The sequence below is a fragment of the Candidatus Woesearchaeota archaeon genome, assembly GCA_016192995.1.
Lineage (GTDB): Archaea > Nanobdellota > Nanobdellia > Woesearchaeales > DSVV01 > JACPTB01.
Genome location: JACPTB010000004.1, coordinates 11,751 through 30,645 on the forward strand (window position 1 = coordinate 11,751; position 18,895 = coordinate 30,645).

The 18,895-nt window shown below is 34.2% G+C and carries 22 protein-coding genes; 14 read left to right on the forward strand and 8 right to left on the reverse strand.

Annotation, left to right across the window (positions count from 1 at the left end; all coding sequences use genetic code 11):
- Positions 1-4: 4 nt before the first annotated feature.
- The 11 genes from HYY69_03045 to HYY69_03095 all read left to right on the forward strand — a co-directional run bounded on the left by HYY69_03045 (position 5) and on the right by HYY69_03095 (position 7,803).
- Positions 5-475: a 50S ribosomal protein L19e gene (locus HYY69_03045; GenBank protein ID MBI3032427.1), complete on the forward strand. Its 471-nt coding sequence runs from the start codon at positions 5-7 to the stop codon at positions 473-475.
- Positions 472-1,011: a 50S ribosomal protein L18 gene (locus HYY69_03050; protein MBI3032428.1), complete on the forward strand. Its 540-nt coding sequence runs from the start codon at positions 472-474 to the stop codon at positions 1,009-1,011. The genes HYY69_03045 and HYY69_03050 overlap by 4 nt, the downstream gene beginning before the upstream one ends.
- On the forward strand, positions 986-1,834 hold the full coding sequence (gene rpsE, locus HYY69_03055) for a 30S ribosomal protein S5 (GenBank protein MBI3032429.1): 849 nt from the start codon (positions 986-988) through the stop codon (positions 1,832-1,834). The genes HYY69_03050 and rpsE overlap by 26 nt, the downstream gene beginning before the upstream one ends.
- Positions 1,835-1,901: 67 nt before the next feature.
- Positions 1,902-2,273, forward strand: coding sequence for an uL30 family ribosomal protein (locus HYY69_03060; protein MBI3032430.1), 372 nt, complete (start codon positions 1,902-1,904; stop codon positions 2,271-2,273).
- Position 2,274: 1 nt separating this feature from the next.
- A complete protein-coding gene (locus HYY69_03065; protein ID MBI3032431.1) occupies positions 2,275-2,766 on the forward strand; it encodes an uL15 family ribosomal protein in 492 nt (163 codons plus the stop codon).
- 25 nt (positions 2,767-2,791) lie between these two features.
- Positions 2,792-4,222, forward strand: coding sequence for a preprotein translocase subunit SecY (gene secY / locus HYY69_03070; GenBank protein MBI3032432.1), 1,431 nt, complete (start codon positions 2,792-2,794; stop codon positions 4,220-4,222).
- 1 nt (position 4,223) lies between these two features.
- Positions 4,224-5,015 (forward strand): DUF106 domain-containing protein, encoded by a 792-nt coding sequence (locus HYY69_03075; protein ID MBI3032433.1) that lies wholly within the window; start codon positions 4,224-4,226, stop codon positions 5,013-5,015.
- A 67-nt stretch (positions 5,016-5,082) separates the two neighbouring features.
- Positions 5,083-6,159, forward strand: coding sequence for a thioredoxin domain-containing protein (locus HYY69_03080; protein MBI3032434.1), 1,077 nt, complete (start codon positions 5,083-5,085; stop codon positions 6,157-6,159).
- 120 nt (positions 6,160-6,279) lie between these two features.
- Positions 6,280-6,549, forward strand: coding sequence for a 50S ribosomal protein L34e (locus HYY69_03085; protein ID MBI3032435.1), 270 nt, complete (start codon positions 6,280-6,282; stop codon positions 6,547-6,549).
- A gap of 84 nt (positions 6,550-6,633) precedes the next feature.
- Positions 6,634-6,954, forward strand: a complete 321-nt coding sequence (locus HYY69_03090) for a 50S ribosomal protein L14e (protein ID MBI3032436.1) — start codon at positions 6,634-6,636, stop codon at positions 6,952-6,954.
- Between the two features lie 9 nt (positions 6,955-6,963).
- Positions 6,964-7,803 carry a hypothetical protein gene (locus tag HYY69_03095; GenBank protein ID MBI3032437.1) on the forward strand — a complete coding sequence of 280 codons (840 nt, stop codon included), beginning with the start codon at positions 6,964-6,966 and terminating at the stop codon, positions 7,801-7,803.
- Here HYY69_03095 and HYY69_03100 read toward each other — a convergent pair.
- The 4 genes from HYY69_03100 to HYY69_03115 are packed head-to-tail and all read right to left on the reverse strand — an operon-like array spanning position 7,756 to position 11,714.
- A complete protein-coding gene (locus HYY69_03100) occupies positions 7,756-9,450 on the reverse strand; it encodes a phenylalanine--tRNA ligase subunit beta (protein MBI3032438.1) in 1,695 nt (564 codons plus the stop codon). The two genes, HYY69_03095 and HYY69_03100, sit on opposite strands and share 48 nt — an antisense overlap.
- Positions 9,451-9,461: 11 nt before the next feature.
- Positions 9,462-11,003, reverse strand: a complete 1,542-nt coding sequence (locus tag HYY69_03105; GenBank protein MBI3032439.1) for a phenylalanine--tRNA ligase subunit alpha — start codon at positions 11,001-11,003, stop codon at positions 9,462-9,464.
- Positions 11,004-11,031: 28 nt separating this feature from the next.
- On the reverse strand, positions 11,032-11,523 hold the full coding sequence (locus tag HYY69_03110; protein MBI3032440.1) for a hypothetical protein: 492 nt from the start codon (positions 11,521-11,523) through the stop codon (positions 11,032-11,034).
- Positions 11,520-11,714, reverse strand: coding sequence for a hypothetical protein (locus HYY69_03115; GenBank protein ID MBI3032441.1), 195 nt, complete (start codon positions 11,712-11,714; stop codon positions 11,520-11,522). The genes HYY69_03110 and HYY69_03115 overlap by 4 nt, the downstream gene beginning before the upstream one ends.
- A 52-nt stretch (positions 11,715-11,766) precedes the next feature.
- Between HYY69_03115 and HYY69_03120 the strand changes: the two genes are divergently transcribed.
- The gene (locus tag HYY69_03120) at positions 11,767-12,321 is read left to right on the forward strand and encodes a serine hydrolase family protein (GenBank protein ID MBI3032442.1); all 555 of its coding nucleotides are present in this window, start codon (positions 11,767-11,769) and stop codon (positions 12,319-12,321) included.
- A 15-nt stretch (positions 12,322-12,336) separates the two neighbouring features.
- On the opposite strand, the gene HYY69_03125 is transcribed toward HYY69_03120, so the two are convergent.
- Positions 12,337-13,050, reverse strand: coding sequence for a BlaI/MecI/CopY family transcriptional regulator (locus HYY69_03125; protein MBI3032443.1), 714 nt, complete (start codon positions 13,048-13,050; stop codon positions 12,337-12,339).
- A 96-nt stretch (positions 13,051-13,146) separates the two neighbouring features.
- Between HYY69_03125 and HYY69_03130 the strand changes: the two genes are divergently transcribed.
- Positions 13,147-14,220 carry a hypothetical protein gene (locus HYY69_03130; GenBank protein ID MBI3032444.1) on the forward strand — a complete coding sequence of 358 codons (1,074 nt, stop codon included), beginning with the start codon at positions 13,147-13,149 and terminating at the stop codon, positions 14,218-14,220.
- Between the two features lie 2 nt (positions 14,221-14,222).
- Here the strand turns inward: HYY69_03130 and HYY69_03135 are convergent, their stop codons facing one another.
- The 3 genes from HYY69_03135 to HYY69_03145 are packed head-to-tail and all read right to left on the reverse strand — an operon-like array spanning position 14,223 to position 16,070.
- A complete protein-coding gene (locus tag HYY69_03135) occupies positions 14,223-15,341 on the reverse strand; it encodes a tryptophan--tRNA ligase (protein ID MBI3032445.1) in 1,119 nt (372 codons plus the stop codon).
- Positions 15,342-15,373: 32 nt separating this feature from the next.
- On the reverse strand, positions 15,374-15,781 hold the full coding sequence (locus HYY69_03140; protein ID MBI3032446.1) for a hypothetical protein: 408 nt from the start codon (positions 15,779-15,781) through the stop codon (positions 15,374-15,376).
- Positions 15,782-15,797: 16 nt separating this feature from the next.
- Positions 15,798-16,070 carry a hypothetical protein gene (locus HYY69_03145; protein MBI3032447.1) on the reverse strand — a complete coding sequence of 91 codons (273 nt, stop codon included), beginning with the start codon at positions 16,068-16,070 and terminating at the stop codon, positions 15,798-15,800.
- 125 nt (positions 16,071-16,195) lie between these two features.
- Here HYY69_03145 and HYY69_03150 point away from each other — a divergent pair, with 125 nt between their 5' ends.
- Positions 16,196-18,895 (forward strand): Ig-like domain-containing protein, encoded by a 2,700-nt coding sequence (locus HYY69_03150; protein MBI3032448.1) that lies wholly within the window; start codon positions 16,196-16,198, stop codon positions 18,893-18,895.

Sequence of the window (18,895 nt, forward strand, 5' to 3'; positions counted from 1 at the left end):
ACCTATGAAACTTAATGTACAAAAACGAATTGCAGCAAGCATCTTAAAATGCTCACCTAACCGCGTGAAGATAGATATCACACGATTGTCTGAAATAAAAGAAGCTATTACGCGAGCTGACCTTAAAGCGCTTATCGAAAAAGGAGCTATTGTCAAAGAAAGAAAGATTGGAATCTCACGATTTAGGGCAAAGAAAAGAAAAGCGCAAAAAGTAAAAGGAAGGCAGCGTGGTCAAGGAAATAGGCGCGGTCTTAAATCCGCAAGAAATCCAGGTAAATTAGCATGGATGAATAAAGTGAGGCTGCAAAGATCATTCATACGAAGGTTAAAGGAAAAGCAGGTTATTGACCTAAAAATTGCTCGAAATTTATACTTAAAAATAAAAGGTGGATTTTTCAGAAGTTTAAGACACCTTAAATTGTATATTGAAGATAATAAATTAACAAAACAAGAAAACAAAGTTGAACAACAATGAGAAACATTACTAAAGTAGTTCCACACCGAAGAAAACGTGAAGGTAAAACAGATTACAAGCAAAGATTAAAGCAGTTGCTTGGCAGCAAGCCGCGTCTTGTAGCAAGAAAATCCTTAAAAAACATCCGCGCGCAAATAATAGTGTACAAACCACAAGGTGATGTGGTTCAGGTTGCTGCTGACAGTAATGAACTAAACAAATATGGATGGTCAGGAAGTAAAAACAATATTCCTGCTGCATATCTTGTTGGATTGTTATTGGGCAAAAAAGCAAAAGCAAAGAATATCAATGACGCAATATTTGATATTGGATTAAATATCTCCACAAAAGGATCAAAATTATATGCATTGTTAAAAGGAGCATTAGACGCAGGCATGGATATTCCTCATTCAAAAGATAATCTTCCAACAGAAGAAAGAATTTTAGGAAAGCATATTGAATTGTACAATAAAACACCAGTAACTGCATTAGGTAAGAAAGTAAAAGAGAATATTTTGAAAGGTACGTACTATGGCAAAAAAACAAGAACATCCTAAGAAGAAAGAAGAAGCTGAAGAAGAGATTCCTCAAGTAGTCGAAGAAGTAAAAGAAGAAGCTGAAGTAATTAGCGTTGAAGAACTTGCGCGAGCAGAATCAGAAATAGCTCCTCCTAAACAAACAACAAAATTAGATGCCTGGCAGCCAAAAACTGAATTAGGAAAAAAGGTCAAAAACAAGGAAATTACTGATATTGATGAAATACTTGACAAAGGTTACAGAATTCTCGAACCAGAGATCGTAGATCTCCTATTACCAACACTTGAAACAGATCTGCTGCTCGTTGGTCAAGCAAAAGGTAAATTTGGTGGCGGCCAAAGAAGAGTCTTTAGGCAAACCCAGAAAAAAACAAGAGAAGGTAATAAGCCAAAATTCTCAACCATTGCTATTGTAGGTGATAAAAACGGTCATATTGGTATAGGATTGGGAAAATCAAAAGAAACTGTTCCTGCGCGAGAAAAAGCATTTAGGAATGCAAAATTAAATATTATTAAAATCAGAAGAGGAAACGGGAGTTGGGAAGACACCAGTGATGATCCCCATACTATTCCATTTGCAGTTAATGGAAAATGCGGTTCAGTAAGAATGAGGTTAATGCCTGCTCCTAAAGGAACAGGATTATGTGTAGAAAAAGAATGCCAAAAAATTATGGGATTAGCAGGACTTAAAAATATTAGGTCAAAAACCCATGGTCAGACAAGTACAAAAATGAATATGATCTTAGCTTGTAAAGAAGCTCTAAAGGAACTTATGAGAACCAAATTACAGCCACAACATTATAAAGTTCTCCGGGTTCATGAAGGATCAGCAAAGGTAGAATAAGATGGCGGAAACAACAAGTAAACACCACAAAACAGGCGCTAAAGCTGCATCTGGAAAAAAATGGCCATTGGTTGGAATAGTAAGAATCAGAGGAATAATTAATATTAACAAAGATATCAGAGATACCCTAGATATGCTTAAACTTCACAAGAAAAATTTCTGTGTAGTGTATGAAGGGACACCAAGCATTATGGGGATGATAAAAAAAGTTAAAGATTATGTTACGTGGGGAGAAATTGATAATGAAACCGTAGATTTGTTGCTTGAAAAAAGGCAGGAAAAAAATCCAAAAGATCCTGAAAAAACAAAGAAATTTTTTAGATTAAATTCTCCAAAAAAAGGCTTTGGAAGAAAGGGAATTAAAGCCTCATTTTCACAAGGTGGTGCTTTAGGCAATAGAGGCCAAAAAATGAATGACTTAATCAAGAGGATGGTATAAAATGACGGTTATACGCACCCATAAGAAAAAAAAATCTGTAAGAATGCGAGGCACAAAAACCCATGGATGGGGAGCTATGAAAAAACATAGAGGTTCTGGTCATCAAGGAGGAGTAGGTAATGCAGGTTCTGGAAAACGAGGGGATGCAAAAAAACCAACCTACTTAAAAGAAAAAAGAGTTTTTGGCAGACATGGTTTTGTAAGACCAAATAAAAAAGAAGTGTGTGCTATCAACATAGTTGAGTTGGAAAGAAAACGAGAATATTTATTAAAAGCTAAAGTAATTCAAGAAGAAAAGGGTTTTACAATTATTGATTTAAAAAAATTAGGATACGACAAGTTATTAGCAACAGGTAATACTAAAACAAAATTCAAAATAACTGCTCAATACGCATCAGCAAATGCAATAAAGAAAGTGCAAGATGCTGGTGGAGAAGTTATGGTTGAAAAAAAAGCTGAAGAAACTGCAAAAGAAGCAGAGACTGCTGTATGATAAGAGATCATAAAAGAGGCACATTATGAAATGGTTAAAAACCATCAGTACCTACCTTCCTGAAGTTGAAGGTCCTACGCAACGAAAACTTTCATTTAAGGAAAAATTGAAGTGGACAGGTTTAATTCTGGTGTTATTTTTTGTATTAGGGATAATTCCTTTATTTGGATTGAATGTTAATTTTTTACAAAGATTTGAATTTCTATCAGTTATTCTTGGTGCAAGTTTTGGAAGTATTATTTCATTAGGTATTGGTCCAATTGTAACAAGTTCAATTGTATTGCAGCTTTTGAATGGATCAGGAATTTTGCACTTTGATTTAACGACAACTGAAGGAAAAAAGGATTTTCAAGGGCTGCAAAAAGTGATGACCATCTTTTTCATTATTTTTGAAGCAAGTATTTATGTGTTAATGGGTGGTTTAGCGCCTGATCAAGCATTACGTGGCACTGGTTTATACTTTGGTTTAGAATTGCTATTAATTTTCCAATTAACTTTAGGAGGATACATGATTGTATTAATGGACCAAATTGCCAGTAAATGGGGATTTGGTTCTGGGGTAAGTTTGTTTATTGCAGCAGGAGTATCAAAATCTATTTTTATTCGAGCATTAAGCTGGATGCCAGGACAAGAAGCAGTTTCAGGCGAATTCACCTATGTAGTTGGCGCAATTCCACAAATGTTTCAGGCATTTGGAAGAGGAGATATCAGTGTTATTCTCATGGCCCTTGCTGCAATTATTTCAACCATCTTAGTATTTATTATTGCAGTTTATATTCAATCAATGAAAATCGAGATTCCGCTTTCATTTGGCCGTGTTCGAGGGCATGGTATTCGATGGCCTTTAAGTTTCACCTATGCTAATGTATTGCCTGTTATTCTTGTTTCAGCATTATTAGCAAATATTCAGCTTTGGGCGAGATTGCTCAATAATTGGGGATACACATTTCTCGGTAGAGTAGATGCAAATGGAAATGCTATTTCAGGTTTAATCACCTGGATTTACCCGCCTGGAGGGCAATCAGGATTATTAGGGATGATTATCCAGAACAATGGATTTGATATAGGGTGGCAACCCTATGTCCAAGCAGTAACCTATATGCTAATCATGATTATTGGCTGTATGTTATTCTCTTATTTTTGGGTGCAAACCTCAGGCATGGATGCACGGTCACAAGCAAAACAAATGATGGCATCTGGGTTAACAATCCCTGGATTTAGAAGAGATGAGCGTATTTTAGAGCGACTTCTTGAAAGATATATTGGGCCATTAACGATTATGGGTGGAGCAACTATTGGATTTTTATCCAGCATTGCTGATATTCTCGGGGCCCTTGGCCAAGGTACAGGAATTTTATTAACAGTTATGATTATTTACAAACTATATGAAGATATTGCTAAGCAGCATATGATGGACATGCATCCTATGATGCGAAAGATGATGGGAGAAAGTTAAGATGGTATTAAATGCAATTCTTGACCCTTTTCTATCTCCACTGTTAAAATTGCCTTCGTTAATTTCAATTATAATTATTTCAGGCATTCTTTCATTTTTAATGACATTAGCATATAAGAAGTTTACTGACCAGGATTTAATGAAGCGATTGAAAGAAGAAATTAAGGAATTTCAAAATGAAATGAAAACACTTCGGGACAAGCCTGAAAAAATGATGGAAGTGCAGAAAAAAGCAATGGAAACAAATATGAAGTATATGATGCAGTCATTAAAGCCAACATTGCTTACGTTTATTCCTTTGATATTAATCTTTGGCTGGTTACATGCACATATGGGGTATTATCCAATTGTTCAAGACCAAGAATTTAGCACTACCTTAGAATTTGAAGATCCTACCGTAGGAAATGTGAGTATCATCATACCGCAAAACATTGAAATGTTAACCGATAGAGTGCAACCAATTCTTGAAAACAAAGCGACCTTTATTATGAAAGGAAAAGCAGGGCAATATATTTTAAAATATAACGTAAGTAATGATATTGGTGAAGAACACAAAAATGAAATAATTATTGCTGAAAATCAAGAGCTTACTGAGTATAAGCCGCCAATTACTTTAATCAAAAAAAGTAAATTAAAAAAAATAATTATGAGCAATAAAAAAGTCCAGCCATTTCAAGGAATTCCAGTACTACAATCAATACCATGGATAGGAGGATTTGGATGGCTGGGAACATATATCATTTTTTCAATTATATTTAGCATAAGCTTGAGAAAAGTGATGAAGGTTTACTAAAATAGGGGAGATAGCAATAAAATATTTAAATTAAACCCCTTTTCTTTACTATTTGGTGAGGGTTTTAATGAAGAAAATAATCATAATCTTATTCATATGCTTTGCCTTAGCACAATTAGTAATGGCTAACGAATGCCCTTATAATGAATATAATGATGATGATCCTGTTTTAGGAGACAAAAATGCTCCCATTTCAATTGTTTGGTTTGGTGACTATCAAGAGCCATTTAGCGCAAAATTCTATAAAGAAACATTGCATTACATAAAAAAAGATTACATTGGAACAGGGAAAGCAAAACTCGTGTACAGAGATTATCCGTTAGCTTTTCATCCTCAAGCACAAAAAGCAGCAGAAGCAGCTGAATGTGCAGATGAACAAGGTAAATTTTGGGAGTATCATACAGCATTATTTAATTACAATGTGCTCAATACTTTCAATAATTTAAATAAAAAATTAGATACTACTACTTTTCGTTTGATTGCAAAAGAAAAAAAGCTCAACATAAATCAATTCACTAACTGTTTAATAAAAGGCAAATATCAAGATGAAGTAACAAATGATATGAATGATGCTATTAACTTAGGAATTTATAGTGTTCCTTACTTTCTTATAAATGGAGAAGAAGTTAGTGGTGCTCAACCTTATTCTAAATTCAAAAAAGAAATAGATAAAGCATTAGACTCATGCTACAATTTAGGATATGAACTTAATGACTTTCCTGATTTTCTTGAAACTAACGGAAAGTTTGATGGTATTATAGTAATAGGTATAAGTGCTTCAGCAAGCTATATTATTGCTGCTAATGATATTTTGGCTTCTTTGCAAAAAGAAATGAATGTACAAGAGAATATTATGAAGTTAGATTCTGAAATACCGAATATTTATGCACAAAATATGATCGTAATTGGTAATTCTTGTGTAAATGCAGTTACAGCAGCATTACATAATAATCCTGAAGATTGCAAAAATGGGCTTGAACCTGGCAAAGGTAAAATCAAATTGATTCCGCATCAAAATGGTAAATATGCAATAATTGTAGAAGGTTATTCTGATGATGATACTTTTGCAGCAGCAAAGGTTTTAACAAATTTAGATAATTTCGATGTTAAAGGCGATGAATTTGAAGTGATTACAACAATTTAAATTTTTTGAAGTATTTTTTCTCCCAAAATAACAACCTTTAAAAAGCAAGTAAAAAAACCATATAATATCTAAAAGAAATAGTAAGAAGACAAAAAACTAAATATTAATGAGGAGAATAATATGCCAGAACCAAGAAAAAGATCAAGAACATTGCGAAGGGTATATATAAGAACACCAGGAGGAAGGAATATCATTCATTATAGACCAAGAAAGCCTAAATTAGGCACATGCCCTATTACTGGTGAAACATTAAAAGGTGTTCCAAGAGCTAATTCATGTAAAATGCAGAATATGCCAAAAAGCTCAAAACGGCCTTCACGTCCTTTTGGTGGAGTATTATCATCACGCGCTATGCGGATGGCATTAAAACAACGTGTGCGGATTCAATAAAAAGATAATCATTAGAATTCTCAATTGAGAATGTCTCTAAGGATTTGGCGACAACCTTAAGACGCGAGACAGGAGGGATGTTATATGTTTGAAATAGGCAGAGTTTGTATGAAAATTGCTGGCAGGGATGCTGGTAAATATGGTGTCATTGTAGACAATGTAGATGAAAGAACCGTTATTATTGATGGACAAACAAGGCGAAGAAAATGTAATATACTGCACCTTGAACCTACACAGGATAAAGTTAAGATTTCTAAAGATGTTTCACATGAAAAAGTAGTTGAAGTGTTGAAAACATTAAATATACTCTGTCAAGAAAAAGCTGCACAAGCTAAACAACCAACAACAAGGGCTAAGCGAATACGCAAGAAAAAAGAAAAAGTATTTAAAACAAAAAAGGAATGATGTTAACGTATGACTGATTATTTCCAAGAACTTGGAACTGCAATAAAGCTTTTTGGAAAAAATCTCAATATTTTTTGGTTTCTGTTGGTTGGTTTGGTATATCTATTAATTATTCTTGGTTTGGGTGGATTATTTTTTTGGATATTGTTGTTAGCAAGTGGAAATACTTTGAGTACTATTAATAACATAAATATTATGAGCATACAATTTATTGTTGTAGGGATGGTAGAATTAATGATCTGGTTGCTCGTAATTATGATCTTGGGGAACTACATTACCAGTATGACGTTTGGATTTCTTAAAGAGATTGCAATAAAAGGTTTTTGTCCGTTCAAAAAAGCATTTTATTATGGGAATATTTACTGGAAAACATATTTCAAATATAGTTTATTATATACTTTTGGATTAATCGGCATCCCATTATTAATAATAGGATTACTAATAGTGTTTGCACTTCTAGCAAATGAAGGAGCGCTGCAAGTTATTTTTGGAGTTCTAGCTGGAATTCTAGCAATAGTATTTGTTGTTTACGCAATTTTTCTTTATTTCAGTCAATTTTTTGCAAGAGTTATGATTGTTACTCAAAACACAGGAGTCTTAGAGACATTAAAGCGAAGTTATCAGTATTTATTAAAAAATCCAATACATGTATTTGCAACTTTTGGTATTATGCTTTTAGTGATAGTTCCGTTGTCAATAGTTATGTTTATGTTCTCTTTGCTCGAGTTTATTCCTTATGCTATTTTTATCACAACACCACTTGAACAATTATTAGGATTTGTTGTTTCAATGGTCGTAGCATTATTTATGATGAGATCCTATATTGCTGAGAATAGAATTAAAAATTGAAGTAAGATTAATTTCAAGTGCAACAACAGGATACTCAAGACTAAAATTATGTATCACTGAAGGTTTAAGTTCACCTAAAAACCCAAGTGAAGTTGAACCAACTTTGATTCCAGCAACCCTTCCTGGAATAAAAGAATGATGATCTACACTAGCTGTTGTATATGATAGTTCTAATAACTTAAATAAGTAATCAAGAACTTGCCGTATCCGAGTAAAGTCATTTCTCTCACCACATAGCACAACAACAAGATGCTGTTCTTCAATAACACCTGTTTGATTATGTTTGCTAACAGATCCTTTATTAAAAACTGTTCCCATCTCAAATAAATGCTGCGGATATTCATTATGCTTGTTTATGTGAAGAACTTGCATGAGGCTCGGCAGCATCCATGCACGAAGCGTGTTAAATTCAATGCTAACAGGGTCAACAACAGATAAAACATCTTGGATAGCATCCATAGATGTTGTCTGAATTTCTTTTGGCACTAAATGATGCGTGCTTGTTTCAAAAAAACCTAAACCAACTAAAAGGTCTGCAATTTTACTCTTAAACTGTTCAAAGCGATCTTCTTCTGCAATAGTTGCAACTTGAGGAATAAGTTCTTCAAATTTTTCATAGCCATAAGCAATGGCAATGTCTTCCACAAGGTCAACTTGATGTAAAATATCTGCGCGATACGCAGGAATTAAAACATTGCCTTTTTCATAACCATAACCCATGCGTTCCAACAGTTCCTTGGCTTGTTTCTCTGATAAAGATAATCCTAATGATTTGTTGATGTAAGGAAGATCTAGTTTCATTTTTGAAGGAGCTAAATCTGGAGTAATAATAGTTTTATCAGGATATTCTACAGCTACGGAATAAATTTCTCCACCCATATCTGCTAATGTAGTTACTAAAATATTTAATGCGACAGAGATATTAGATAAATCACTGCCTGTTGCTTCAACAAAAACATTTGCCGTAGTAGTATCTATTTTTCCTGCTTCATTAGAGTTAGTATAGGGAAGCATTGCTATTATCATGTTTTTTCCGTCTATAAAAAAAGGATATTTGTTAAAACCTTTCTTTTTCCAGTCATCTGCAAGCCATTTGTAAGCTTTGCCTTTAGGATGGATTTCTTCCACTCTTAAAGCAGGCATAACTTCATCAAAACCTAATGGTTTAAAACTAATTTCTGTAGGATCTTTTGCAATATAAGTTACCGGAAAATTAATTTTCTCTAAATGATAAAAACCATATTCTGATTTCTTTCTATTCCTGCCATGAGTAGTAGCAAGTTTCTCTTGAACTTGCATAAGTTCTCGTATTTTTTCATCGTCTAGTTTAAGGTTTTTCACCACAGCGCAAACAGTATAAGGACGCATTGCAACAGATTTATCAACAATAACTTTATAGCCGCTTTTCTTAACCTCATATTTCCGCAATCCTGTTTTTTCACCGATAAAACTGCTAAAGGCTCGACTAAACCCTTGTTCGCTTAGCATATCTGGCCTGTTGGGAAAAATCTCTACATTAATCTGATTATCTTCAATGCTTTCAAGGTCAGTGCCTAACATAGAAATCCTGTCTTTGAGTCTATCAAGAGGCAATTTCTTTCCCACTAATTTTTCAAAAACTGTTTTATTTAAAGTAACGGTTGGCATACCATAAACACCTATACAACGCCTCGAGTCCAGAGCTTAATTTCACGTAATTTTTTTAAATCACTGTTATCTAAATCACGAATATCAGTAATAGAATAATATTCTGAGATAATCCTGCCAAACCCCAATCCCCATGCTAAAACAGGAACCTCTTTTCCGAGCAACGGCTGAACTACTTCCGGCCTGAAGATACCTGCTCCGCCTAATTCAACCCACTCTTTTTTTACAGGATGCAAAACATCGACCTCTACGCTTGGTTCAGTATAGGGAAAATGCGCAGGCCTTATGCGAACATCAGGATAACCCATTTTCATAAAAAATTGTCTGAGATAACCTTTAAGATGCTTGAAATTTGCTTCGGGATCAATAACAATCCCATCCACTTGATAAAATTCAAACTGATGCTTCCAGTCAAGAGCTTCATTTCTAAATACTTTTCCTACATTAAAAAATTTTGCTGGCAAATCTTTTTCAGTTAATTCATGCAATTTTAAAGCGCTTAATACTGTCGTGTGAGTACGAAGCAAAAGCTGTTTTGCTTCTTCAGGATTCCACGTGCTTCTCCAACCTGTACTTCCTGTTTTTCCGCCATGCTCATGGACTGCCTGTATCTGTTTATAATCTTCGGGAAGACTCCCCAGCATAATTTTCTTATCACCTAAATAAAAAGTATCTTGCATAGTTCTTGCTGGATGATCTTGCGGTACAAATAAAGCATCTAAATCCCAAAATGCAGTATGCACCATTGGTCCTTGCATTTCTTTAAATCCCATATCTAACCAAATTCTTTTGATATATTTAATAGACTCTTGAACAAAATGCCTTCTTCCGCCTGATAAAGGAGGTACGTTAATAGAAACATCATAACGCCTAAACTTTTTTCCCTGCCATGATCCTTCTTTAAGCATTTGACTGGTGAGCGTGTCAACAACATTGTCTGCTAATTTCATAGTTGCTAATTGTTTTCCTAAGCTAGTGAGTTGAAATGATTTTAATCGTTTAATATCTATCTTGATTAGTGCTTGACGAGTTTTAATTTCACTCAACATACGCTTTTCTTCCGGAGTTAATGTTGATAATGAACGCGGTTTGCTCAATGAATTTATGAAATGCTCCAAAGGCAATCCAACATCGCGTACTTTTTTACCTTTATCAGTTAAGCTGACAAGAATTTCTTTTTCTTTTTGCAGAGCTATAAGATCTTGTTTTTTCAGTAAACCTATGCAGATGTTAAATTCTTGATCATTAAGTTCTGCTTTTTGCTTAAGAACTGAAGCGTATAAAGCTTTTTCAAGAACATCTAGAAACCGCTTTTCAGGCAATCCTATTTTAAAATACAATTCGCCAAACTTATCAAGCTTTATTTCTTCATACAGAGTGTCTTTAACGGTTACTATTCCTTTATTTTGCAGCCATTGCAATGCCCGCATAGCTTCAACATCTTTTAAACCAGTAACCTGGAGAAGATCTGAAAATTCAGTAACCTGATTGAGGCGAGGTAAAACTTTTCTTTCAAGAGGATGCAGCGACTCTATAAGTTGATTAACGTCCATAAAACAATAAAATAACCCATAGTATTTATTAATTTTTCTTATAACTTTCAAGAATAGGGTAGAATTCATTAGCTTTTACTAAATTTTCTTCACAGATCCACTTATTATTTAATGTATTCATACAATCGCAGTATGCATTGACTCTTGTTGACCCATGTTTCTGGACATATCCTGCTATTTTCATTCTGTCAAAACATGTTTTAAGTGGTTGGTATTGTTCTATTTTTTTACCAACACGATCATCTTCAAGCATCTGTTTGCATTCATTCCTTTCTCCTGGTCCTTTCATACAAGTGCAGTATTCTCCTATGATCTTCGTCCCATAAGAATCTGCATAGCCAGCAAGTTTCATTGCATCAAAACATTTATCGCCAGTTTTTATCAACTTAGGATTAATAGCGAAGCCAGTCATACCATTGCCTGTAGTTGTTCCTTGGATAGTAAAAACTAACATAATTGCTATTGCAATCATTGCAACTATTGCAGTGTTTGCATGCCCCTGTTTCCTGTTTTTCTTCATGATAATTCCTTGAGATCAGCTGCTGATGGCGTCATTGATGCAACGGCAGCTACAAACATGATGATAAAAATCAAACAAAATGAAAATCCCCAGCTTAATGGCAGGGTTCCTGAATAAGTATACATTGCACTAATCAAGAATCCAATAATACTTATCAGAAAAAATGATTGCGGCAACATAACACGTTCCATAGTCATTTTTTAGTGGATAAGATTTATATATTTTTTGATTACTCTCTTCTTGATGAAGAAAGCAGTTATAGTTCATTGTTGGGGTGGGAAGCCTCATTTAGGATGGTATGGATGGCTGAGTAAGCAACTTGAAAAGCAAGGTTTCTGTGTTATTCAGCCTGCAATGCCAGAACCGGATTATCCACAGCAACAAGCATGGTTGGAAACCTTGCTTGAGGTTGTTGGTGTTACAGATGAAGATACTTATTTTGTTGGACATAGTCTTGGTTGTATAGCTATTATGCGTTTTCTTGAATTACTGCCAGCTGGCAAAAAAGTTGGCGGTGTGTTGTTTGTTGCGGGTTTTAGCTCAGATTTAGGCATTGAAGAAACTAAGAGTTTTTTTACTAAACCGTTTGCTTGGGAAAAGATACGGAAACATTGCCCTCATTTTATTGCTTTGCATTCTGATAATGATCAATACATTAATCTTAATCAAGTCAAGGTTTTAGAGCAGAACTTAGGCGCAAAGCTTGTAATTAAGCATAATATGCATCATTTTCAGCCAGGGAATTATAAAGAATTGCCGGTTGTGATGGAGCTGTTTGAGAGATTGATTAAGAAATGATTATTCTTTTCCTAACTACACTGTTTTCCATAAGCTTTCAAAGAATTCACTCTGACTTTTACATATCTGTTTTGATTTGATCAGTATTCCTGTTGGTTTCTCTCCCCAAGATATTATAGCTATTTTGTTGTTGCACATGCTTATATTTGAAGGAATTTGATGACTTACATACTTCATCTTCAATGCCTTTCTTCTCTTAAATAGATATTTAAGTTCATTTCTTGCAATTCCTTTAATTATCAAACCTTTATCTTTTCTTTTAACATCATACATTTCAAAAAATTTCTGAATCTCCTTATTTAAATTCGATTCATCCATGGCAAAAAAATAATAATAATCCTTTCTTTTTGCGTCTTCAATGAGTTCATTAAGAAGATTTATTATCCCTTTTATACCTTCAAAAATCTCTGCTTGTGGTTTTTCTTCTCCAAACTTATGTTTTTGCTCTAAGAATGGTAAAATACTCTTAAATTTTGCTTCCTTGTCCTTTAACTCTTTTAGAATATTTTTAGGATTTACTGCTTGATAAATTCTGATCTTTCCTTTTAGCACATACGTAATATATCCTTTATCTGCAAGTGAATTCAAAGTATTATGTATCGTTGAACTTTGTAATCCAGATTTTTCAATAATTTTACCTACTTTGACAGAACCTAATGCCAACAGCAGAAGATACACTTTTGATTCAGCATACGTAAATCCTAGGTTTTGCAATATTTCTTCTTCCATGATTTAATAATTTTTCTTAGACTATATAAAACTTTTTATTAACTCTCCAAAATTGGTGAGTTATTAATTATATATTCAATATGTCACTACTCTGTTATGGGGAACGATAATCTTGCTAGCGGATTTTCAAGCAATCCCTTCATGGTTGGTTATGACAACAGAATTTTTGAAGAAGATGAAACTCTTGGTTTTAGGTTTCCTGGGGGAAGATTAATCTCTTCAAAAGGATTTGTTTTACTTGAGGAAATTATTAGGGGAGTAAGAACTGGGTATCCTACCTTTTTGAACATGGGTGATTCTTCAACCAGTGGATGGGATAGTAATAGAATCTTTAAAGGAAATCAAGATCCAAACGCTCCATTTTTTGGTTACAAAACATATCCAACCTTACTAGAAGAACAACTATTTGCTCATGTATTCAATGGAGGAGTTCCTGGATATACCAGTTATCAGGGGAAGAAATATTTGGAATTACTTCTCAAAAAACTTTCAAGAAGCGGTGTTACTGTAGATTATGTAACTATTTATTTTGGCAATAATGATTGTACCTATAACCAATATGAAGATAAGGTAAGATTAGATGCAAAAATACCTTCTGAATCTTCACGCGGTGAAAGAGTAACTGTCGAAGATTATAAGAGAAATATTAAATGTATGATAGAAACTTGTTGTGAGTATGGTGTTAAACCAATTTTGATTGTTCCGCCTGTTCATTATGATTGGGAGCCAGGAGTAAGATCAGATAAATATAGGGAAGAATCTCTTGAAATTTTGGGAAATTTAGGTGATAGTCAGTTAGCACAGGAATTAGAAAGAGCTTGTGTTTTATTTGAGCAATCTAAATTTCAGCAATCGTCTGAGGCAGATCGAGTTTTGCCACGATTAAAATTAGCTTATAGAAAAGCTCTTTTACAGGCTGCTCGAGAAACAAGAACAGATTTAATTGATGTGCAACGCCAGATTCCTTTAACTGATAATAAAGAATATTTTGCAGATTATTGTCATCCTTTAGAAACAGTAAATCAAATGATTGTTGATAAAATTAAAAAAATAAGAGATAGGGATTTGTTTCATAAACCGTTAAAAAGACGAATTCGAGAGTTTTTCAAACGGAGGGTTCATAGCAAATCTCCTAATCAACCACCAACTGATATTTATACTCTTTACTAACATCAATCTCTCAACATATACTGCTCTATCTTGTCTTTTGCAGCTTCGCGCTTTTTGCGATGTTCTTTTAAGAATACATTGAGTTTATCAATAAGCAATTGTTTTAATTCACCAGACAATAATTTCCCTGATTTGTAATCATCGTGAATTTTCTTTAGTTTCCCATCGTCTTCTTCAAAGAATAATAACCATTGATAACACGTATCAATATTTGGATTGCCACCTTTTTTGCGATGCTCTTCAACGGTTGCCTGCCCTCCTGAAAATGCGTATTTCATTATTTTATTTCTGACGGTTTTTTCATCATCATTAACATAAATGGCGGTTGCTGTTTCTGATGCTGACATCTTTGCAGAACTCCCCTGCAGTGCAGGCAAGAACTTGCACAATACTGTTGCTGGTTTTGGGTATCCAATTTGTTCAGCAACATCTCTTGTCAATCTGAAATGTGGATCTTGGTCAATAGCGCAGGGAATTAAACAAAGTGTTCTTTTTTTCTCGATGATTGTCGGCAAGAATGCTGGCACTGATTGCATGCAGGAATAAAAAATCTCTCCAACATTATTAGAGTTGTCAAATCCAAAGATTCCTTTAGCAGTTGAAAATGTCGTTTTTTTTGCTACTTTACATGCTTCTTTATACATGGTTTTAGCGTATTCTGTATCAATGAAAATCTTTGTTTTTTTCGGATCAAAGCCTAAGGCAATAATATCAAGGATATTATCATATGCCCATTTTTTAGTATCATCAAGCGTTAAGTTATCTTTGAAAAAAAACTTTTCTTCATCAGGAATTTGAAATAATAGCTTGACGTCAAATGCATCCTGCAGCCATTTGACAAAAAACCATGGCACTAAATGACCAAGATGCACTGGTCCTGAAGGTGCGCGTCCCGTGTAAAGATAGAATTTATTCCCTTTTTCAAATTCTTTCAAAACAATATCAAGATTGGTGTGCGCAAAGAATAATTTCCTTCTCAAAAAAGGATGGAGTTCACCGGTATGTTTTTTTATTTGCTCTAATAGTTTATCATCTATTGGTTTAACACCGAACTCTTTGATGAGTTTATTATAATCAATATTACCATAAACTTCCCATGGTGTAACAGTAAACTCAGCCATAATTGTTTTGAATAACTTGTGTTATATAAAAGTTATGCCTTATTATATTCAATAACACAAATAGGTTGTTTGTTCGGAGAAGCAACATCAGTTTTAACCATCAACAATTTAACTGTTCCATAAGAATTGCTATCTGATTGTCCAGGTCTAAGCCATGTAGCGTCATCATTGATCTTGATATTACAATAGTCAGATTCTTTTGCAGCTATTATGGTAAACTGAGTACCATCTATGCTCTTTGTTTCACCTAACCTAAGCCAGTATCTATTATTATTACTTTGTTCTGGTGCTTTTATTATTTCTGTTGCTTGTCCAGACAAATCTTTGTTTGTTTCTTGGACATTCATGGTTGTTTTTACCATTAATAATAAACTAAGAATAGCAACTGTTGCTACGACTGCAAGATGCTTTACACTAACCTCTCTTTTTTTCTTTACCATGTTCTCTCTGTTCTTATTATTCTAAAGGCACACATTTTCCACGAAGGCATTCTTCACCATAATCACAGTCAGTATCATATTCACAAACAGCACTATAAGCTTGGCCTGCTATATCAAATTCTTCCATATGTTTTGTATCAACAGTTATGTTGTTTGAAACATTGCTGCTTACCATATACATTAGGGCAACTATTGCAACGATAGCAACTAATGCAAGATAACGCAAGCTACTAGGATTTTGTTGTATCACTTCTAATTCTTTAGAAGCTTTTCCTCCTCTTTTTCCCATTTCCACACCTCTTTTGACTTATATGTTGTAATCTCTAGATTTAATTATTTATAAATATTACTTTATATTTCAACGAAATATAAAGTAATATTTATAAACTTAACAATATCACATTTTAGTATATTATGCTACAAAAAAATGGTGTTGTATTTGTTCTCTTCTGTTTACTAGTCTTTACTGTCTTAAGTGTTCGCGTTTCTGCATTTTCTTTTTGTAATGCTCAAGGGCAATTATTGCAAGCCCAGAGTTCTGAAAACCTTTCAAATTTTTCAGTGCAATGCACCTTACAGCGTGATAATGGGATTAGTTCTCTTTTCTTAACTCAGTCAGGCAGTGGATTTCCAGATACTTATACTCACTATTATCGCTGCCCTATGCTTTGCAGCAATACTTCTGCAGATTTCGTTTCGCTTTATGTTCAGAATGGGACTCATGAAGGCCAAGCTTTTGCAACTTTTTCAGATAGCACCTTGGTTCAGAATATTAGTATTGTTAGCATTGAAGCTCCAGTTATTAACACTATTACGGGAAATGTTAGTGGATTTACCGGCAGCACTATTACTTTAAATGTTTCAGGAACTGATAATCTCAATGTAACCGCTGGAAATATTTTCCTTAGCAATGGCAGTGTTATTGCCATGACTGAATATATTGATGATTTATTTAGTGCTACTTTTACTCTTCCTCTTAATGATGAAACTACTCTCAATTATTATGTTGTTCTTTATGATCAAAGCGATCTTAATGCAACTTCAACTCCTTTTTCAATTTCTGTTGTTGATAGTGTTGCTCCAACAGCTGCTCTACTCGTTAATGCAACTAGTGTTGGTGTTGATAAACCTCTTCTGTTTAATGCAAGCAATTCATCGGACAATATAGGTATTGTCGGGTATTTATGGGATTTTAATGATAGTTCTACAAGCAATGAATCTATAGTTGAACATACATTTACTTTGTTAGGAACTTTTGTTGTTTCCTTGACTGTTACTGATGCTCGCAATAACACTGCTATGGTTACTGAGAATATTACTGTTTTGGATTTGACACCACCAACTATTTTAACAACAAGTCCTGCTTCAAATGTTATCAATGCAACTCGAAAAGAATCCATTGCCGTAACCTTTAGCCGCAGTCTTGATCCTGCAACAGTTTCCTCTTCAAGCTTTGTTGTTTCTGATCAGCTAGGAACTGCTGTTAAAGGCATTTATACGTATGATAGTTCTCTCAATCAATCTATGTTTAATCCTTTTGTTTTACTTGCTTCAAATACTTCTTACACTATTAATCTGACGACAAACATTAAGGCGACGAACGGTGTTGCTTTATCTGCGCCTTATGTTTTTACTTTTAGTGTTAAAGAAAATGATCTTGATAATGATGATGAACCAGATTATAATGATACTGATGATGATGGCGATGGACTTCTTGATGCTCTTGATAAAGTCAAAGGAAGTTTTGCAGATATAGATACTAATCTAACTAATATCAGTGTCAAAGTTAACGATCAAACTAATTTAAGCCAAAACTTCACCAGTGTTTTAGGTGTTGGCATTTACAATGGCTCTGATACCATTGCTACTTTTAATTTTGATTTTGATACTAGTATTCTAGATTTAACTAATATCACTTTAATGGAAAGCAGTGAGCCTTCAAGAGGGCAACTCTTTATCTATGGTTTGGACTTGAAAGGAACTACAAAAACTGTTTATCTTCTTAATAACAGCAATAGTTTCAATGGGGTTTGTGTTAAAGACAGAGAAATAGCAGCTATTAGTGAGATCACTGACAGCTGCAATGCAACAGATGAGTTTAAAGTGAAATGCGACGGCACAGCAAACGCAAGTCATACCTGCGTTTACCAATCAGATATTCAAAAATATCGCATAACTGGTTTACAGCATTCAGGTTTGCAGCAAATTGCTATTACTGACACTCCAAAATCTTCTCCTAAACCAGCAACACCTCCTCCTGCTGAAACAACTACAACTGCAGCTGCTGCTGGAGGAGGAGGCGGGGGTGGAGGAAGCGAGGGGCAATCTGGTTCTGTAGGCACCTCAGTATCATTAGGTGCTTGTCAATTTAGTTATCAATGTGGAGCAACACAACAATGTGTTGAAGGCCAATGTGTAGAAATTGACTGCCCTCAAGGCAATATTCTTTTTAATAAATGCGTTCCTTATGAATGCACTGATGATAGTGTCTGCGGTGAAAAATTTTGCAATAATCATAAATGCGTAGATTGTATAGCTAATGATGATTGCGATGTTAATCAATATTGTGTTCAAGGAGAATGCCATGTTCGTGAAAGCCAGCAGCAAGCTAAAGAGTCTATTACTATTAAAATCCTTAAACCATTAGTTAAAGATAATGAAGCTACTGTTCAGCTCCTTGATTCTGCAACACAAGAACCTATCTCTAACGCAGAGCTTACTGTTATATATTCCTCGGGCTTAACTCAAAACTTCTTTTCAGATGATAATGGTATGGTTAGCTTCTTAGTTAAAGAATCAGGAGAGATTAACTACCACATCAAAAAAATAGGCTATCCACTTATTAAAGGTACTTTTGATAAAGCAAGCTTTAAGAAACATTCATTTTTACCAGCATTTATGGTGCTCGTTGTTATGATTCTCGCTGCAAGCTATTTTATGACTCATACTTATTTTAAACAAAAGAAATTTGCTCAAGTATTTGATCTTAAAGGATTTTTTGAGCATGATACTAAGCATGATAATAAACAAACTTCTAGTAAAGGCATTAGTGTTAAAGAATCTTTTGAAATAGATCCAGATGAGCCATTACATATAGAAGATGAAAAGAAATAG

Coding starts and splice junctions, on each gene's coding strand:
- HYY69_03115 (MBI3032441.1), bottom strand. CDS start 11,714: ATGGAACGTGTTATGTTGCCGCAATCATTTTTTCTGATAAGTATTATT.
- HYY69_03140 (MBI3032446.1), bottom strand. CDS start 15,781: ATGGTAAAGAAAAAAAGAGAGGTTAGTGTAAAGCATCTTGCAGTCGTA.
- HYY69_03065 (MBI3032431.1), top strand. CDS start 2,275: ATGACGGTTATACGCACCCATAAGAAAAAAAAATCTGTAAGAATGCGA.
- HYY69_03125 (MBI3032443.1), bottom strand. CDS start 13,050: ATGGAAGAAGAAATATTGCAAAACCTAGGATTTACGTATGCTGAATCA.
- HYY69_03130 (MBI3032444.1), top strand. CDS start 13,147: ATGGGGAACGATAATCTTGCTAGCGGATTTTCAAGCAATCCCTTCATG.
- HYY69_03085 (MBI3032435.1), top strand. CDS start 6,280: ATGCCAGAACCAAGAAAAAGATCAAGAACATTGCGAAGGGTATATATA.
- HYY69_03105 (MBI3032439.1), bottom strand. CDS start 11,003: ATGGACGTTAATCAACTTATAGAGTCGCTGCATCCTCTTGAAAGAAAA.
- HYY69_03100 (MBI3032438.1), bottom strand. CDS start 9,450: ATGCCAACCGTTACTTTAAATAAAACAGTTTTTGAAAAATTAGTGGGA.
- HYY69_03110 (MBI3032440.1), bottom strand. CDS start 11,523: ATGAAGAAAAACAGGAAACAGGGGCATGCAAACACTGCAATAGTTGCA.
- HYY69_03135 (MBI3032445.1), bottom strand. CDS start 15,341: ATGGCTGAGTTTACTGTTACACCATGGGAAGTTTATGGTAATATTGAT.
- HYY69_03090 (MBI3032436.1), top strand. CDS start 6,634: ATGTTTGAAATAGGCAGAGTTTGTATGAAAATTGCTGGCAGGGATGCT.
- HYY69_03050 (MBI3032428.1), top strand. CDS start 472: ATGAGAAACATTACTAAAGTAGTTCCACACCGAAGAAAACGTGAAGGT.
- HYY69_03095 (MBI3032437.1), top strand. CDS start 6,964: ATGACTGATTATTTCCAAGAACTTGGAACTGCAATAAAGCTTTTTGGA.
- secY (MBI3032432.1), top strand. CDS start 2,792: ATGAAATGGTTAAAAACCATCAGTACCTACCTTCCTGAAGTTGAAGGT.
- rpsE (MBI3032429.1), top strand. CDS start 986: ATGGCAAAAAAACAAGAACATCCTAAGAAGAAAGAAGAAGCTGAAGAA.
- HYY69_03120 (MBI3032442.1), top strand. CDS start 11,767: ATGAAGAAAGCAGTTATAGTTCATTGTTGGGGTGGGAAGCCTCATTTA.
- HYY69_03075 (MBI3032433.1), top strand. CDS start 4,224: ATGGTATTAAATGCAATTCTTGACCCTTTTCTATCTCCACTGTTAAAA.
- HYY69_03045 (MBI3032427.1), top strand. CDS start 5: ATGAAACTTAATGTACAAAAACGAATTGCAGCAAGCATCTTAAAATGC.
- HYY69_03145 (MBI3032447.1), bottom strand. CDS start 16,070: ATGGGAAAAAGAGGAGGAAAAGCTTCTAAAGAATTAGAAGTGATACAA.
- HYY69_03080 (MBI3032434.1), top strand. CDS start 5,083: ATGAAGAAAATAATCATAATCTTATTCATATGCTTTGCCTTAGCACAA.
- HYY69_03150 (MBI3032448.1), top strand. CDS start 16,196: ATGCTACAAAAAAATGGTGTTGTATTTGTTCTCTTCTGTTTACTAGTC.